This window comes from Coleofasciculus sp. E1-EBD-02, from assembly GCF_040218245.1.
Taxonomy (GTDB): domain Bacteria; phylum Cyanobacteriota; class Cyanobacteriia; order Cyanobacteriales; family Coleofasciculaceae; genus Coleofasciculus.
In genome coordinates this window covers 144,594-161,387 of sequence record NZ_JAVJQN010000040.1, presented here as the reverse complement: position 1 = coordinate 161,387, position 16,794 = coordinate 144,594, and the positions used below count along the sequence as shown (strand labels likewise).

The window sequence follows — 16,794 nt, the reverse complement described above, 5'->3', positions numbered from 1 at the left end:
GACGTTGCATGCAACGTCTCTACATAAAGAGGAGAAAACTATGTTTATAAATCAGGTATCGCATTTACTCAGAAACAACCACTCAGCCATCAAAACAATTAGCCGATGGATAGCAGCAATTGCTCTGTTCACACCATTTAGCAGTGAATGGGTGCAAGCCCAATCGATTAAAGCAGAAACCGATGGAACTGCGACAACGATTACTATTGATGGCAATCAGTTTAATATTGAAGGCAACACCCTTTCGGAAGATGGGGCGAATTTATTCCATAGTTTCCAGGAATTTGGATTAGAGTCGGGTCAAATTGCTAACTTTTTATCGAATCCTGACATTCGCAATATTTTCGGGCGGGTGGTTGGCGGTGATGCTTCAATTATTAACGGATTGATTCAGGTAACTGGCGGCAATTCTAATTTATTTCTCATGAATCCGGCGGGGATTGTGTTTGGCGCAAATGCTCAATTGAATGTCCCGGCAGATTTTACTGCGACAACAGCCACAGGAATTGGTTTTGGTGAGGGGAATTGGTTTAATGCCTTTGGTGGAAATGAGTATCAGACTTTAGTCGGAAATCCCAGTGGTTTTGCCTTTGATTTGGCGCAACCGGGAAGTGTGATTAATGCGGGGAATTTAGCGGTAACAGAGGGGCATAATTTAACCTTACTGGGGGGTACTGTTATCAGCACTGGGGAATTAGCTGCACCAGGAGGAAATATTACAGTTGCGGCGGTTCCGGGGGAAAGTTTGGTGAGGATTAGTCAACCGGGACAATTATTGAGTTTAGAAATAGCACCGCCCAGAAATCAGGATGGGGTGGTGTTGCCGATTGCGCCGTTAGATTTAGCGACGTTGTTAACAGGGAGTGCTGAGACGGTGGAAACTCAGCTAAAAGAATCGGAAATAACTATTCCAAATGAAGCGGGGACAGTGATTCTCCTAGCAGACATTCAAACAGAAGACGGTTCGGTTGATTTTTATGCTCATCAGAACCTTACAGTATCAGGAATCAATACAGGCAGTGGTGATATTACATTGACGGGAAATGAAATTGACTTGATAGGAGATTCTTACTCGGTCAGAGGTACTGGCAACATTGTATTTCAGCCCTCAGATCCTAGTCAAAATATTACCCTCGGAGGTTTAACCGATAGCGGCGCAGATACGCTAGCTATTATAACCAAGGAGTTCTATACCTTCTTCTTAAGTGACTTTAACTCTATCACGATTGGACGTCCTGATGGAAGTGGTATTGTTAATATCAAAGAACGGCAATTTGTTGAATTCGGAGGCTTCACTGTGCCCATACGATTCCCTTACCCAGTGACGATTTATGGAGGTTCGATTACGGGAACTGGTAAGATTGAATCAGTTTACAATGCCTCAATTACCTTAATAGCAAATCAAAATATCTCCACTCCAGATATTCAGTTAGACGATAGCCAGGGAAAAGGCGACATGGGAGATATTGACATTACTGCTGGAGGTAATATTACTGTAGGCAATCTCAGCACAAGTTCAAATTACAACAGTGGTGGGGATATTAATATTACTGCTGGAGATAATATGACTGTAGGCAGTCTCAGCACAAGGTCAGAGAAAAACAGTGGTGGGGATATTAGCCTTACTAGCGGAGGAAGCATCATCGCTGATTCCTTAGATACTTCTGGTGGCAATGACTACCATAGTGGAAATGCTAATGGCGGCCATATTAATCTTGAAGCTCAGGGCGACATAACCATCAATCAGGGTGTTAGCTCATTTTCTGGAGGAACCGTTGAATTAGAAGGTTTCACTTTCATCGATGATAATTTTCCTCCCCCTTTACCTTTAGCTGCTGATGGCAACTCGAATAGTGGAAATGTTAGGATTATTAGTTACAACGGCTCTATATCTATTCCCAACGAAGGAATTCGCAGCTACGCTTATCCTCAAGGTGAAGAAGGCACTACAGCTCTTGATGCACAAGGCGGTACAGTTTACCTTGAAGCTGCTAGAGATATTACCCTCGATTCTGTCGCGTCATTTGTCGGTCAAGGTACGGGTACGGCTTTTGAATTTAGCCGGAGTCTAAACCCTATTTCTGTTACTGGCGCATCCAGTGCAGGTGAAGTAGAAATCATCAGTCATAATGGTTCAATTACTGTCAATTCAGGCATTGATAGCTCCTCTATTGATACTGAAAGTGGTGGCAACATTACCCTGAGCGCTGGCGGTGATATTATCACCAGTGACATCAGTTCAAATGCCAAATTGGATGGGGGTTCGATTCAACTCATTAGCGGCGCTACCATCAATACCACGGCTGGAATTATCAACGCGGCTGGCGGTGATAATGGCGGTGATATCACTCTGTTTGCACCGAGTAATATTTCTACTGGTGAAATTACTACCTTTATCAGTGGCTTTAGTGGCAATAGTGGAAACATCACCATTACTAGCGAAAACGCTAACATCGACACCAGCCAAGGCGCACTCATTACCGCATCCGCATTTGGCACAGGTGGCAATATCAGCCTTGATGCAGCGAATAACATTACCGCCGCTCAAGTTGATGCCTTTTCATTTTCCAGCACAGGTGGAGAAATTCAGCTCACTGCCGAGAATACCATTACTACCAAAGGCGATATCGAAACCAATGAAAATTTTATTACCTTTGATGGTGCAGTCAACCTAGCCGATGATATTGCTGTCACTATCTCCGGTACAGGTGATATTAGCTTTCAAGATACCGTTAACGGGACTCAAAATCTTACCCTAAAAACCGAAAACGGCATTATTCAATTTAGTGATATCGTTGGCAACTCAACCCCCCTCAACAGTTTAACTGTCCAAGGCAACATCACTGATAATCCTCAAGGTATAGACATCACAACCGTCAATAACATCATCACGGATAACCTCACCTCTCCAGAAAGCATTGCTCTCACTAGCACCAACGGACACATCAAAACCGAAACGATTACTTCACCCGCAGGTATTTCCCTTACCAGCAATAGCGGACAAATCGAAACAGATATTCTTGATTCCTCTAACCTTAATGATGGCGGTGATATTACTCTCAACGCCCGTGGCAATATTCAAGTCAGCCAGATTAACGCCCAAAGTCTGGGGAATGGCAATGGCGGAGATGTCGATATTACCACTCCCAGTTATTTCCAAGCCACCGACTCTTTCACCGATCAAAATAACATCAACGCCAGTATTTCTACGGCTGGTGGTGGGGATGGTGGTACTATTATTATCCGTCACGGTGGAAATGGTGAGATACCCTTTATTGTCGGTAATCCTGATATCAACGGCACAGAATCAGCAATTACCAGAGGCGATGACGCTTCCATCCAGACAATTGCCCCTACCGAAGAGTATTTCTTTACCCACAAACAGGATAAAGACCGCATTCAAATTATATCGATTCTGGGCGCTGTACCTCTACCGCCAACGCCCATCCCTGTACCAGAACCAACACCCAAGCTAAACTTAGATCAAAATCCCATCGAGTCGTTAGCCCTTCGGGTTGGGGATACGTTAGACGCAGCCACCAGCATTATCCCAGACCCGGAAACTGGCAATTACAATATTAGCTGGAGATTTCCTGGCGAACAATCTATCAATCTAAACGTTAACAACCCTCTCCCGCCACTACCAGTCAACCAACCCGATGATATTGTCGCTGAAATCGACCAACTCTTTGAAGACCAATATGAAGAATACTTTGGTGAAAACCTCACCGATAAAAACATCACCGCCGCCAACTTACGCGAAACCCTAAAAACCATCGAAAGTCAAACCGGACAACGAGCCGTGGTTATCTATGTTCGCGCCTTTCCCGACCAACTGCAACTCGTCTTAGTCACCCCCGACACCCCACCCATCCCCAAAACCATCCCCAATATCAACCGCAAAAAACTAGAGCAAGAATTAAAGAAATTCAACCACGCGATTAACAATAACACCAGCCATGCCTACTTACCCACTGCTCAAACCCTCTACAAATGGCTACTTGCTCCCCTAGAAAATGAAATCGAACACCTAGAAATCGATACCCTCATCTTCTCCATGGATGCCGGATTACGCCTAATTCCCCTCGCCGCCCTCCACGACGGACAACAATTTCTAGTTGAAAACTACAGTATCGGGTTTGTTCCCAACTTCAGCCTCACCGATACCAGTTATCAAACCCTAAAAGACGCTCAAGTTTTAGCCATGGGAAGGGACGACTTTTCCAATTCCACCCAAGACAATTTACCCTCTGTTCCCCTAGAATTATCCACCATTGTCGGCAACTTATGGACAGGGGAATCCTTCCAAAACCAAGACTTTACCCTGGATAACCTCCGCACTCAGCGCCGCCAAAAACCCTACAGTATCGTTCACCTCGCCACCCACGCCGACTTTCCCTCAGACGGCGGTAAAGGCGCTTACATCCAACTGTGGGACGAGAAACTAGGATTAGAGGAACTCAGACTCGTCGAATGGTACGCCCCTCCCACCGTGGAACTCCTAACCCTCAGCGCCTGTAAAACCGCTGTCGGCGATGAAAATGCCGAGATGGGATTTGCGGGTTTAGCCGTACAAGCCGGGGTCAAATCCGCCCTCGCCAGTCTTTGGAAAGTCAACGATGCTGGCACATTAGCCCTGATGACGGGATTTTATTCCCAACTACGCAAAGACGAAATTACCATCAAAGCCAAAGCCCTGCAACAAGCCCAAATTGCCATGCTGCGGGGAGAAGTGCGGATTGAATCGGGTCAACTGGTGGGAACAGATATAACCGTAAGCCTACCGCAACAGTTGAAAAACGTGAATGATTCCGAACTATCCCATCCCTATTATTGGGCAGGATTCACCATGGTTGGTATTCCTTGGTAATTTCCACGATTTTTTAGCTTCTTCGCCGGAAGCCCCGCGTTCCGTAGGGTCAGCGTCGGGATGGATAGGCGGACGGACGGAGGTAAGGAGTCCGTCAATCAGGTGTATCCTGTTGTTCGACATATTTTCTTAAAGCAGAAATAGTAACACCGCCACAAGAAGCAATGAAATAAGATTTATTCCAAAACAAGTCTTTCCAGTAAACAGCATTTACCTCATCTGGAAATTCTTGACGAATTCTGCGACTAGAAACAGATTTAAGGCTGTTTACGAATTTGGGCAAAGACATCTGTGGATAGTACTGAAACAGTAAATGGATGTGGTCAGCCTCTCCATTGAACTCAATCATTTTGCAATTCCATTTCTGGCATAAATCCCCAAATATCTCATGAAGTCTGGAAATCATTGCTCCTGTCATAACATGTAAGCCTGTACTTGGTTGTCAGAACCAGGTGAGCTTTCATGTCAGAGATAGCTCTGCCACTAGAAATGTAATCGTCATCCATAAACAGTTTTATTTTGATCTGCTATAATCAGTGTATATTAAAGTAAATACCCTAATGAAGACGACGTATCAGTACCGCATGTATCCGCAAACCGCTCAGGCTGCCAACCTGACGACGGGTTTGCGGATATGTCGTTATTGGTACAACAGAATGTTGGGTGAGCGAATAGATTGGTGGGAAAGATATCGTTGTCCGATTAACTCTTGTCCTTTAATCTGTCACTTACCAGAATTAAAAGATCGTCCCAACTACTACAACCAAAAGCTTCAACTGCCAGACATCAAGCAAGACTTGGTGTTGGTTAAGTGGTCGGGAGAGTTGTTGGACTTCAACAGCGTCTACTCTACTGTTCTGCAAGATGTTTGCAAGCGAGTAGAGAAGGCATTTGAAAGATACATTCAAGGAGACAAAAACGGGAAACGTTCAGGTAAGCCCAGGATTAAGAATGAAGCTCGCTACCGAACAATGGTGTTCGATGGAGCGAAAAATGAGTGGTTAAAGTTCTGTACCGTTAATGGCAAGTGGCTTTACCTCAAACTTCCCAAGATTTGGCTTGTTAAGGTAAGAACTCATCGCCCTCTACCAGCCGGATTTAACCTCAAGCAGGTCAGCATCACGAAGAAATCGGATGGATGGTACGTCAACTTTGTACTCGACGACCCCTTTGTCCCCGAATTTAAACCTGAAGAGATTATCCCTACCTGGGATAACTCAATGGGGATTGATGCTGTCCTCAACAAAGATGTTTACCTGGCAACATCAGAAGGGGAAACTCTTCCTTCTCTCAAACCGTTAAGAAAAAGTCTGGACAAGCTCGGGTTACTTCAAACCAAGAAGAATGCCTTAAAGAAAGGCTCTCGCCGTCGTCGAAAGCTAGCTAAAAGAGAAGGCAGACTTCATCAGCAAATTGCTCGCAGTCGCCAAGATTTCCACTACAAAACGGCTCACAAGCTGGTGAGTAGTGGAAAGAAAGTATTCTTTCACGAAAACCTTAATCTTGCCGGGTTAACCAAGCGCAACAAAGCCAAGCAGGACGAGGAGGGGAAATATCTCCCCAATGGGCAAAGCGCCAAGTCGGGACTCAATAAATCCTGGCTTGACGCTGCTTTTGGACAATTCTTTTCAATTCTCGGTTACATAGCTGAAAAAGCTGGGGCGGTAGTAATTGAAAAGAATCCGGCATATACATCCCAACTACTGAGCTACAGGGATGAGTTTGTCTTCACCGACTGCTCAATCCGCGAGTATTGGGATGAAGAGTTGAAAATCTGGGTTGATAGAGACATTAATGCCGCTATCAACCTTAAACGTGTGGGGCTGGACGTGTTCCCCACCATAAAACGCCGTAAGGGGAATCCAGTAGTGGTCTCTTCCACTACTAATAGTACCTTGAAGGAAGTTCTGACCGCCTTATTCAAGGCATCAGAAGCCCACGCTGTCCCGTAAGGGCAGCGCTGGGTACGTCACGCATAGTTGCACTTTTGGGTCAATGCCTAAGTCCTAATCTGTCTGCCCATTAACCTGAAGATTTAGGCACGATTGTTAACCTGAAGCCCCCCGTGCGGATGTACTACACCCAGGCTAAAGCCTTATTCCGTAGTCGTTTGAGGACTAAACCCCCTCAAAACCTGTACCCATGTAGGGCGGCTAAAAAAGCGCGGAAAGCCGCACGGTGAGGCAGTTTTGATTTTTTGGCTGGGGGAACTTCCGTTAGCAGGGGGGTGTATTCGTTGCACGATTCGAGTGAAGAGAAATAGTATTACAGCACAAAAGTGAAATTTACCGATTATTGACCCTGAGTGTTGATATAATCGCTACTCGAACCACTACCAGGTTGAGGTAAAAAAATCATGTCAGACTGGCAGGAAATTACAGGTGGCGTCACAGCACCTAGAGGATATCGTGCATCTGGAATAGTAGCTGGACTTAAGCCTTCAGGACTGCCAGATTTAGCATTGATTGTATCGGATATTGAGGCGATCGCAGCCGGAGTCTTTACCCAGAATCAGGTTTGTGCTGCACCTGTTACCTATTGTCGTCAGCGTTTGCAAAAAAAAGCCAGTGCCCGTGCTATTTTAGTGAACGCTGGTCAAGCGAATGCGGCAACCGGGGAAGCCGGGTGGCAAGATGCTTTGGACTCGGCGAAGGCATTGGCACAAGCCTTGAATATTGCTCCAGAGTCTATCTTATTAGGCTCCACAGGTGTGATTGGACAGCGTATTCGCATGGATGCCCTCCTCGCCGGAATTCCTCAATTGGTGGAAGGCTTATCAGAACTGGGTTCCAATGCTGCTTCCCAAGCGATTATTACTACAGATTTGGTGACAAAATCCATTGCCTTGGAAACCACGATTGACGATCGCCCGGTACGAATTGGCGGGATTGCCAAGGGTTCAGGGATGATTCACCCGAATATGGCAACCCTGTTGGCGTTTGTTACCTGTGATGCAGTGGTTTCTACACCGTTATGGCAAAAAATGTTAAGTCGGGCGGCAGATAAAAGCTTTAATCAAATTACCGTCGATGGCGATACCAGTACCAACGATACCCTGATTGCCTTGGCGAATGGTCAATCTCGCACCTCAGCGATTACAGAAATGGGACCCCATGCCGAAAAGCTAGAGGCGATGCTGACGGCGGTATGCCAACATTTAGCCAAGGCGATCGCACGAGATGGCGAAGGGGCGACGTGTTTGATGGAAGTACAGGTTACAGGCGCACCCAATGATCAAGCCGCCCGTCAAATTGCCCGAACGATTGCGGGTTCATCCCTGGTGAAATCTGCCATATTTGGTCGTGATCCCAACTGGGGAAGAATTGCAGGCGCGGCGGGGCGTGCAGATGTCCCCTTTTCCCAAGAAGCCTTGCGGATTCAGATGGGGGATTTTGTGCTAATGGATAAGGGTCAACCTTTACCCTTTGACCGAGATGCGGCGAGTGCTTATTTGAAAAATGCTGCGACTGGGGCGTATTTGAAAGAGGATACCGTTTTAATTTCGGTGAGTATTGGCAATGAGCCGGGTACGGGTAAGGCGTGGGGCTGTGATTTGAGTTATGACTATGTGAAAATTAATGCCGAATATACGACGTGAGCAGAACATAAGTCCAGATTATCCAGTTTGGGGCGATTAAAATCGCGGAACCACACAAACAAAGGGGCGATTGAAATCGCGGAACCACACAAACGAAGTCCGCCTTCGCGGACTGGGTTATAATATCAGGGGTTCAAGAAATATGAGGTCTAATTTTACGCAGTTGTATCTGCATTGTGTTTGGGCAACTTGGGATAGATTGCCTTTGATTACGAGCGATATCCAGGAGGCAGTTCATGCGGCAATTATTGGGGAATGCCAACAGCTAAAATGTACAGTTATTACCTTGGGCGGTATTGAAGATCATGTACATCTATTAATAAGTTTTCCCCCTACTCTAGCGGTTTCCGACTTAATCAAACAAATTAAAGGAAGTTCTTCTCATTTAGTTACACATGAAATTAAGCCAGGGGAATTCTTCAAATGGCAAGGCAGCTACGGCGCTTTCAGTGTTAGCCATGATAATCTTGACCAGATAGCTAACTACATCAGAAATCAGCCGATTCACCATCGACAGAAATCAATAATTCCTACTTGGGAATTAATGGCTAACTGATTAATTAAATCATTCCTCGTAGTGATAAAGCGCGTTGATATAGCAACCGCCACAACGGTTAGGACACTAAACGTGCATCGACGCAATAAGCGGCATTCATCTGATGTCCTAATGACCCTGGCGACTGCTATATGTAAAAAACTGCTTCTATTCGTTTCCGATAAAGTGCAAGTTGTAAGTCCGCGAAGGCGGACTTTGTTTGTGTAGCTGCGAATTCCATTCGCCCAGCTTATTTACTACCCCTAAATCATCATGCTCAAGAAAATCGGCATCATCTGCCTAGCATTCCTGATCGGAATTCTCATCTTTCCCCCTTTAACCTCCGCCCAATCCACCGCCGCTTTAGCCTCACGCCTCTCGCGCCTAGAAACCGAGAATTTCCAGTTGCGATCGCAAATAAACCGCATTGAGTCTCAGCTTGCTACCTTAACTCGGCAAGTTCCCAGCCCAAATCGCCCTCTCAACCCCCCAACGCCAGCACCATCAGTCCCCCCCGGAACCCCACCGCGAGTCTTATCCTCTGATCCTATGTTTGACCGACTCGCTACCCTAGTTATCGAACTCAAAGAACGGATTCAAGACTTAGAAGACCAAGTCGCTGAACTCCAGGAACCGATATAATCGGTCGGGGCAGGTTTAGTTATATTGGGGTCAGGTCAGGGCGGGTTTTGCACAAACGTTATTATCTATAGCCAAACGAAAGTCCCTAAACCCGCCCCTACAAACCCTGCTTTTCCTACTCACTTTTTTGCCTGAATCACCTGTAAACTCCCCCCCGCATGGAGACGCTGTTCACAGGATGAAAACCCCGTCTGCTTCAGCAATCTCACCAAATCTGTCTCCAATAACTGCCACGCCGTTTCCGTTTCAAATAACCAGAGAAACAGAGCGACTCCCGGCATAAATAAAACATTCGTCGGTTTGTGGAAATCCACCAGCGCGAACACACCACCCGGTTTCAACACCCGATACACTTCCTTAAGAATTTGCTGCAACACTGACGGCGGCATCTCATGGAGTGCTACACTGGTATGCACCAAATCAAACTGATTCTCCGAAAACGGCATATCCTCGGCAAAGGCTTCTACATACTTCGCTTGAGGCACGTTCTTTTCGGCGCGTTGCAGCGATAAAGGTGAAACATCCAGTCCTGTGACATTCTGGGAATACTCCACCAGAAAGCGGGTAGCCTGACCCCCGCCACAACAAAGGTCTAACACTTGCGTTTCTGAGTCAATTGTTAAACCCTGCAAAGGCAGATGGTGGAATCGCCGTTCTCCACCCACACTGGTGGCAGCTAATCGAGAAATCGTGTCATATAGCCACTGATACTTATAACTCAACGGTCTTAATACGGTTGCCATAGTTCTGCTAGGATCAAGAATCTAGATTTTTTCCGGAAAACTCAGACCATTACCAGCATATATTGTTAAAATCAGTAACAAATATGAAATATTTGGAATGCCGTGGTTGCTATGGGTCGTGTTGGGGTATTATTACTTAATTTAGGTGGACCGGATAATTTAGAAGATGTCCGCCCCTTTCTTTTTAATCTATTTGCCGATCCCGAAATTATTCGCCTGCCATTTTCGTGGATGCAAAAGCCCCTGGCTTGGTTAATCTCGACAATGCGGGCAAAGAAGTCGCAAGAGAATTACCGCCAAATTGGTGGAGGTTCACCGCTGCGGCACATTACTGAAGCCCAAGCCCAAGCTTTACAGGAGACGTTAAAGCAGCAGGGGCAAGAGGCGAATATCTATGTGGGTATGCGTTACTGGCATCCCTTCACCGAGGAAGCGATCGCCCATGTTAAACGCGATCGCATTGAACACCTGGTTATTTTACCCCTATACCCGCAATTTTCCATCAGTACCAGTGGTTCCAGTTTCCGGCTGCTGGAACAACTTTGGCAGGAGGATGCTAAACTCAACCAACTGGAATACACGGTCATTCCCTCTTGGTATCAAGCACCGGGCTACCTGCAAGCCATGGCGGACTTGATTGATCAGGAACTGCAACGGTTTGATGATCCTGACGCTGTTCATATTTTCTTCAGCGCTCATGGTGTTCCCAGCAGCTATGTCACAGAAGCTGGAGATCCCTACCAACAAGAGATTGAACATTGCACAGATCTAATTATGCAGACGCTCAATCGCCCCAACCCTCATACCCTGGCGTATCAAAGTCGGGTGGGTCCTGTGGAGTGGCTGCAACCCTACACTGAAGATGCACTGAAAGAATTAGGGAATCAAGGAGTCAAAGACTTGCTGGTTGTCCCGATTAGCTTTGTATCTGAACATATTGAAACATTACAAGAAGTTGATATTGAATATCGGGAAATCGCAGAAGAAGCTGGAATTCACAACTTCCAGCGAGTTCCAGCACTCAATACCCATCCCGTTTTTATTGAATCCCTCGCCACCTTAGTCGTAGATGCCTTAAACACGCCGCCACGAACATTTGCCGAAGTTGTGCGTCCCAGCAAAAAAGTTAAGATGTATCCCCAAGAACGTTGGGAATGGGGTATGACAACGGCAGCTGAAGTCTGGAATGGTCGTTTGGCGATGATTGGCTTTCTAGCTTTAGTTTTGGAGTTAATTAGTGGTCAAGGACCACTTCATTTTGTGGGATTGTTATAAAACAGAGGCAAACCTTTTTACCTTCTAAGCAAGATCCCCGACTTCTTGAAGAAGTCGGGGATCTGTCTGTGTACCTCACTTACTTGAAAAGCGCTGTAAGTTTTGGTGGAAAAAAGGTATTGAGAAATTGCTTAGCGGACTCGCCGCTTACGTCGTCTAGCTACTGCTTTGCGCTTTTTCTTTTCAATCGGCGTCTCAAAGTGACGCAAGCGCTTCATATCTGCAAAAATTCCGGCTTTGGACACTTGCCGCTTAAATCGGCGCAGCGCTGACTCAATTCCTTCATTTTCGCCTACAACCACTTGGGTCATACTATATCCTCCTTCTAGCGTACAACAAGTTACAACAAGTAATGGATGATAATCATCATCCAACTCGATCTCTAACAAAATTAGCGTATTTAGACCAGCAGCGATACTGATCAATCGTGACTGCGTTTAGACTACACTCCCTGGATCAAACCGTAATTTACAAGTAACTGAGACGGCTTCACTCATGAAAGTAGAGCAAACACCTAAACCGTTTTGACCATTACTAGCGTTGATTGAGTGACGCTCTAACGCTTCTCGCTTCGGGTAAGCCTAAGCGTCTGAATCCCTTAATTAAATGGGCGCTCAGAGATGCTTTGAAGGTACTCGTAGTCTTTCCCTTTACGGCTTTTATAGTGAGGTTTGCGCTCACTCTTCCCCACTTGTACGGGAAACAGCTAGTGTGGCTTAACCGCTAAAAAATATCTATGCAAAACTAGGCAAGATACGCCGTCATGCGGTACTAACGACTTCCCGTCGGATTCTCACCGACCTCTCTAAGCTCCCCGAAGGGATTGACAACAGCCGATGACGGTTCATCCGGTGATTCCCCATCCGCACAAGAGCGTAACCTAGAGTAGACTGTTAGTCTGGGCTGATAAAAGGAGTGGCGAGACGAACCTTTGAGGAGTTTCGCCACTGACCGCCAGTGTGACCAGACGTGCTTCCGTGGTTCCGTTCCTTGGTAGGCGGTTCTGGCTGGTAGTCTTTCCGATAAAAACATACATCGTCGCGCTAAGACAAAAGCAGCAGCGGTGGCAGAGTTCATCCCATAAGTAGACATGAACTTAATCAATCCAATCCAGCTACTGTAAGCCGGATTGACCTCAATCACTTGGATGCCCAGTTTGAAGCATCTAGCTAATAGAAGTTGAAGAAATTTTGAGTAAGCAAAGTTACTCAACATACGGCGTGCCCTTGCATTTAGTTCGCGCAACCGTTTTTTCTTATCGCTAAAGTCGAGTTCTTCGACAACGATGGGGCGCTTATGTTCTAGGGCGAGGTTTGTCAGTTGGGTTACGATATCAACCAAGACAGCCTCAGTACGTCCTTTAGGTTGAGACTGGATATTAACCTTGAATTGACCAAAGCCATCCAGATTTCCGTCCTTGTCAGTCATCGCCCAGCCGATACAGTTGGGATTGAGATCTACACCAATAGCTCCCCAAGAAACGGGGGCAGTTATCCTGGGTGCCGGTTCGACATCAAAGGTAATATGGATTTCCCACTCCGTTAAACTTTTCTGAATGAATCGATAGGTTAAAGCTTGCTTGTTGTACCAGGCTGTTGCTAGGTTATCAGTTCCGTGCTTGGGCAAGCGAATCGGAAACTGAATATATTTCCCATATCGCTTTTCCAAGGCATAGGGAACTCGAATATGAAGTTCCTTGCCAATTAAGTCCAACTGGCAAATCTGATTCCCATAGGATTCATCTTTGGAACCAATCATCTCCACGGTATATTTGTTGCCCAAGTTTACGTGCAAGGGAGACGCTTTGATATTGGATATCTTCTGCCTTAACTTGTGGGCGTACCGCTTCTTCTGATGAAGTTTAACTTGGGCTTGCCTGTATAGGGTTAAATGATGAGCGCACTGCATCGGGCAAGCGTCTGGGTACTTAGGCTTGAGGGACTTGGGAACTTTCTTCTTTTCCCCTCGGTTCACCTGTTCTACGGCTTGTAGGTAATAGGAGTGTGCTTTGATTTTCTTTTCTAAATTCTCAATGACTTCGGTTGTGTGTTTGAGTTTACCCTGAAGTTGTTCTAAGTGATTGCTACGGCATTCAATGGCCGACATAAGAGCACCCTTAACATAAGCGATAATGCTGTTCGCTTGTCGCTTATTAATGTCGTGGTTTTGCTGTAGCTTAGTATTCAGCTTTGACTTACTCGGAGGGGTTTGCTCCAAGAGCAACTTCAAGCAATCAATCTTGGCATCATAGCCGAGTGTCGCCGCGTCATTGAAAAACGCAACCGCCCAACGGTTGGTTGTTGTAGTGACATAAGTGCGAGATTCGGCTTGAATCATTGAGATGGTAAATCTCTGCTTTCTGAATTCTATAGAGATTTTTCCGAGGTGTCAACAGTTTCAATCAGCCTCTCCAGAATCTTCTGGTTGCGCCTTGAACGTGAGCCATACAGCCTAGCTGAGAATACCGTAATAATTTCTAACACGTCAGCCGCCAAGTCTTCCTCATAGCTAGAATCCTCTTTTCGATTCAGGACGACTATTTCTACTGAGCGAGTATTCGCACAGGCTGAATATGAGTTCCGAGCCAAACCTCAATAGTCTGTCCTTGTTGGTGATTATCAATCTTTCCTTCTTTTTCCCATCGCCTCAAGGTGTCTATCGACACTCCCTTGACGGCGGCGGCTTCCCCTATAGACAATAATCGACCCATAGATTTTTAAGTGAAAACCTCTGAGTCTATTATAGGTAAATCTAGGTATTTAGGTTACTGCTGCAAGCCCTACCGATACATCTCTATTTTACGTTTGGTTTTGCATTACTTTATCTGCCCATCAATGGCATCGTTGGACACATTTATCTGAAATATTTTAACGACTGTTGCCATAGTAGCGATTAATTTCTAAGGGAACAAGCCTGTCCCCTTATCCGGTGAGACAGGACTGAACTTGGCTTGCCATCATGCCCAGATTACAACTTCGCGATCGCAGTGTCAATCAACGTCACCCCCTGTTCCACCGTTTCAATGCGACTCAGCTGATCTCGCAAGTCGCTGGCTCCAACAAAACCCTTAGTATACCACGCCAAATGTTTTCTGGCTTGCTGAACGCCGCGATCGCCTTTATACTCCCATAAAGCTTGTAAGTGTTCCTTGGCACAGGTTAACCGTTCTACTGGAGTCGGTGGTGCTAACTGTTTCCCCGTTTTCAGGAAATGGTCAATTTCTCCCACCAAAAACGGATACCCCAACGTTCCTCGCGAACACATCACCCCATCCGCCCCCGTCTGTTCCAAGCATTTGAGCGCTGACTCTACCGAGAAAATATCTCCATTAGCAATAACGGGAATAGACAGAATCTGCTTAACCTTACCAATCCACTCCCACTTTGCCTCACCTTTATACCCTTGGACGCGGGTACGGGCGTGCAACGTTAGCATTTGCGCCCCCGCATCCTCCATCCGCTTGGCAAAATCGAGGATATTAATCTCGTCATCACTCCAACCAATCCGCGTCTTCACCGTAACCGGAACAGACACCGCCTCCACCACCGCCCGTACAATCGCGGCGGCTGTTTCAGGTTCTCGCAGTAACGATGAACCCCCTCCCTTTTTGGTAATTTTATTCACCGGACATCCCATATTAATATCCACGGTATCCGCACCTTCCGCTACAGCTTTCTGGGCGGCTTCCCCCAGGAAATCAGGGCGACAGTCAAATAACTGGATACTAATCGGCTTTTCATTCGGATCAACATCCATGATTTTGGATAAACCCTGGACATGATGCAATCCGGCTGCATGAACCATCTCCGTATACATCATCGACTCTGGCGCATAGCGGCGCACCAGGCGACGGAATACCAAATCCGTGACGCCAGACAGAGGAGACTGGAGAACGCGACTCTTAACTTCAAACGAACCAATTTTCAGAGGAGTTGCTAATCGCTGCTGTAACTGAGAGCAAAAAACAGTCATACTTGTGATTGCGCTTGTGATTGCGCTTGTAGTTGCGCTTGTAGTTGCGCTTTAGCGCCGATCAACGCTTATATATCTCCCCCCAACTCCAGGTTAACCTGTTGGGTTACGCGATCGCTCCGGCTTGTAGTAAGAGAACCTTATCCCTAGATTCTGTTGGGTTGAGCGAAGTCGAAACCCAACCTACAACCTATCCCACCATTTTAGCTGTGCCATGCCAGTAGGGGTGAGTCGCGGAACGATCCTTAAGGGCAAAGGCAATCATTGTCTCGACTCGCCCCACTCATCTGAGCTAACTTGTTCCGTTAAGCGATCGCAATCATTCAATCCTACCTGTAAACACTCGCTGCGCCGGTCCAGTCATGTAAATTCGTTGATCAACCTCTGACCATTCAATCTCCAAACATCCCCCAGGAAGTTCCACGGTGCAGGTGCGATCGCATTTTCCCGTCAATACCCCAGCAACCACCGAAGCACAAGCCCCCGTACCACAAGCTAAAGTAGCTCCAGCCCCCCGTTCCCATACCCGCATTTTGATATAATCGGGGCGCACCACTTGAATAAATTCGGTATTGGTTCGTTTGGGGAAGACGGAATGATGCTCAAACTGAGGACCAATGAGTTCTAGGGGAATAGCACTCACGTCTTCTACATAGGTGATACAGTGAGGATTGCCCATGCTCACACAAGTAACCTGCCAACTCTTCCCGCCCACCTCTAAGGGAACATCAATCACCTTTTGATCCCCTTGAACTAAAGTTGTCGGGATTTGAGAGGCTAAAAGCTGAGGCATACCCATATTCACCCTAACTTTGCCATTGCCTTCCAGTTTCGGTGTAATCACCCCAGCTAAGGTATGAATCCGATACTCCCTTGAATCGGTGATTCCCTGTAAATCCGCTAAAAACTGCGCCAAACAGCGAATCCCATTGCCACACATTTCCGGTTCCGAGCCATCGGCGTTAAAAATCCGCATACTATAGTCAGTACCCTCAAGTCCTGGTAGGGCAAAAATCACCCCATCAGCGCCGATGCCAAAGTGGCGATCGCACCATTGCACGGCTTGCTCTGAAGTGATTAGCGGGTCTGGCTTTGACCGATTATCAATCAGAATGAAGTCATTCCCCAAACCGTGGTACTTTGTAAATTCAAATTCCAT

12 protein-coding genes and 3 pseudogenes are annotated in these 16,794 nt (G+C 46.5%); 7 read left to right on the top strand and 8 right to left on the bottom strand.

Annotated features, from left to right (window positions below; translation table 11 throughout):
* Nucleotides 1–40: 40 nt before the first annotated feature.
* Nucleotides 41–4,870, top strand: coding sequence for a CHAT domain-containing protein (locus RIC07_RS07805; protein ID WP_446394019.1), 4,830 nt, complete (start codon nucleotides 41–43; stop codon nucleotides 4,868–4,870).
* 94 nt (nucleotides 4,871–4,964) lie between these two features.
* On the opposite strand, the pseudogene tnpA (RIC07_RS07800) reads toward RIC07_RS07805, so the two are convergent.
* Nucleotides 4,965–5,376, bottom strand: a pseudogene (gene tnpA / locus RIC07_RS07800) (IS200/IS605 family transposase).
* Between the two features lie 54 nt (nucleotides 5,377–5,430).
* Here tnpA (RIC07_RS07800) and RIC07_RS07795 point away from each other — a divergent pair.
* The 4 genes from RIC07_RS07795 (at nucleotide 5,431) to RIC07_RS07780 (ending at nucleotide 9,645) form a co-directional block, all read left to right on the top strand.
* Nucleotides 5,431–6,822, top strand: a complete 1,392-nt coding sequence (locus RIC07_RS07795) for an RNA-guided endonuclease InsQ/TnpB family protein (RefSeq protein ID WP_446394051.1) — start codon at nucleotides 5,431–5,433, stop codon at nucleotides 6,820–6,822.
* A 404-nt stretch (nucleotides 6,823–7,226) separates the two neighbouring features.
* A complete protein-coding gene (gene argJ / locus RIC07_RS07790; RefSeq protein WP_446394018.1) occupies nucleotides 7,227–8,468 on the top strand; it encodes a bifunctional ornithine acetyltransferase/N-acetylglutamate synthase in 1,242 nt (413 codons plus the stop codon).
* A 142-nt stretch (nucleotides 8,469–8,610) separates the two neighbouring features.
* Complete coding sequence (gene tnpA, locus RIC07_RS07785) at nucleotides 8,611–9,024, top strand: IS200/IS605 family transposase (RefSeq protein WP_446394017.1); 414 nt, start codon at nucleotides 8,611–8,613, stop codon at nucleotides 9,022–9,024.
* Between the two features lie 252 nt (nucleotides 9,025–9,276).
* Nucleotides 9,277–9,645: a hypothetical protein gene (locus tag RIC07_RS07780; RefSeq protein ID WP_446394016.1), complete on the top strand. Its 369-nt coding sequence runs from the start codon at nucleotides 9,277–9,279 to the stop codon at nucleotides 9,643–9,645.
* 119 nt (nucleotides 9,646–9,764) lie between these two features.
* Here RIC07_RS07780 and RIC07_RS07775 read toward each other — a convergent pair whose 3' ends face one another.
* The gene (locus RIC07_RS07775; protein ID WP_446394015.1) at nucleotides 9,765–10,388 is read right to left on the bottom strand and encodes a class I SAM-dependent methyltransferase; all 624 of its coding nucleotides are present in this window, start codon (nucleotides 10,386–10,388) and stop codon (nucleotides 9,765–9,767) included.
* A 111-nt stretch (nucleotides 10,389–10,499) separates the two neighbouring features.
* On the opposite strand from RIC07_RS07775, the gene hemH reads away from it, so the two are divergent.
* Nucleotides 10,500–11,663: a ferrochelatase gene (gene hemH, locus RIC07_RS07770; protein ID WP_446375974.1), complete on the top strand. Its 1,164-nt coding sequence runs from the start codon at nucleotides 10,500–10,502 to the stop codon at nucleotides 11,661–11,663.
* A 131-nt stretch (nucleotides 11,664–11,794) separates the two neighbouring features.
* Here the strand turns inward: hemH and rpsU are convergent, their stop codons facing one another.
* The 5 genes and pseudogenes from rpsU to dusB form a co-directional block, all read right to left on the bottom strand.
* Nucleotides 11,795–11,974 (bottom strand): 30S ribosomal protein S21, encoded by a 180-nt coding sequence (rpsU, locus tag RIC07_RS07765; protein ID WP_006098158.1) that lies wholly within the window; start codon nucleotides 11,972–11,974, stop codon nucleotides 11,795–11,797.
* 460 nt (nucleotides 11,975–12,434) lie between these two features.
* Nucleotides 12,435–14,000, bottom strand: coding sequence for an IS200/IS605 family accessory protein TnpB-related protein (locus tag RIC07_RS07760; protein ID WP_446394014.1), 1,566 nt, complete (start codon nucleotides 13,998–14,000; stop codon nucleotides 12,435–12,437).
* A 29-nt stretch (nucleotides 14,001–14,029) separates the two neighbouring features.
* A pseudogene (locus tag RIC07_RS07755) lies at nucleotides 14,030–14,297 on the bottom strand (IS607 family transposase); the annotation flags it as partial.
* A 13-nt stretch (nucleotides 14,298–14,310) separates the two neighbouring features.
* A pseudogene (locus RIC07_RS07750) lies at nucleotides 14,311–14,373 on the bottom strand (hypothetical protein); the annotation flags it as partial.
* A 257-nt stretch (nucleotides 14,374–14,630) separates the two neighbouring features.
* Nucleotides 14,631–15,635, bottom strand: a complete 1,005-nt coding sequence (gene dusB / locus RIC07_RS07745; protein ID WP_446394013.1) for a tRNA dihydrouridine synthase DusB — start codon at nucleotides 15,633–15,635, stop codon at nucleotides 14,631–14,633.
* Between the two features lie 44 nt (nucleotides 15,636–15,679).
* Between dusB and RIC07_RS07740 the strand changes: the two genes are divergently transcribed.
* On the top strand, nucleotides 15,680–15,859 hold the full coding sequence (locus tag RIC07_RS07740) for a hypothetical protein (protein WP_446394012.1): 180 nt from the start codon (nucleotides 15,680–15,682) through the stop codon (nucleotides 15,857–15,859).
* Between the two features lie 95 nt (nucleotides 15,860–15,954).
* On the opposite strand, the gene dapF is transcribed toward RIC07_RS07740, so the two are convergent.
* A complete protein-coding gene (dapF, locus tag RIC07_RS07735) occupies nucleotides 15,955–16,794 on the bottom strand; it encodes a diaminopimelate epimerase (RefSeq protein WP_446394011.1) in 840 nt (279 codons plus the stop codon).

Coding starts and splice junctions, on each gene's coding strand:
- RIC07_RS07805 (WP_446394019.1), top strand. CDS start 41: ATGTTTATAAATCAGGTATCGCATTTACTCAGAAACAACCACTCAGCC.
- RIC07_RS07795 (WP_446394051.1), top strand. CDS start 5,431: ATGAAGACGACGTATCAGTACCGCATGTATCCGCAAACCGCTCAGGCT.
- argJ (WP_446394018.1), top strand. CDS start 7,227: ATGTCAGACTGGCAGGAAATTACAGGTGGCGTCACAGCACCTAGAGGA.
- tnpA (WP_446394017.1), top strand. CDS start 8,611: ATGAGGTCTAATTTTACGCAGTTGTATCTGCATTGTGTTTGGGCAACT.
- RIC07_RS07780 (WP_446394016.1), top strand. CDS start 9,277: ATGCTCAAGAAAATCGGCATCATCTGCCTAGCATTCCTGATCGGAATT.
- RIC07_RS07775 (WP_446394015.1), bottom strand. CDS start 10,388: ATGGCAACCGTATTAAGACCGTTGAGTTATAAGTATCAGTGGCTATAT.
- hemH (WP_446375974.1), top strand. CDS start 10,500: ATGGGTCGTGTTGGGGTATTATTACTTAATTTAGGTGGACCGGATAAT.
- rpsU (WP_006098158.1), bottom strand. CDS start 11,974: ATGACCCAAGTGGTTGTAGGCGAAAATGAAGGAATTGAGTCAGCGCTG.
- RIC07_RS07760 (WP_446394014.1), bottom strand. CDS start 14,000: ATGATTCAAGCCGAATCTCGCACTTATGTCACTACAACAACCAACCGT.
- dusB (WP_446394013.1), bottom strand. CDS start 15,635: ATGACTGTTTTTTGCTCTCAGTTACAGCAGCGATTAGCAACTCCTCTG.
- dapF (WP_446394011.1), bottom strand. CDS start 16,794: ATGGAATTTGAATTTACAAAGTACCACGGTTTGGGGAATGACTTCATT.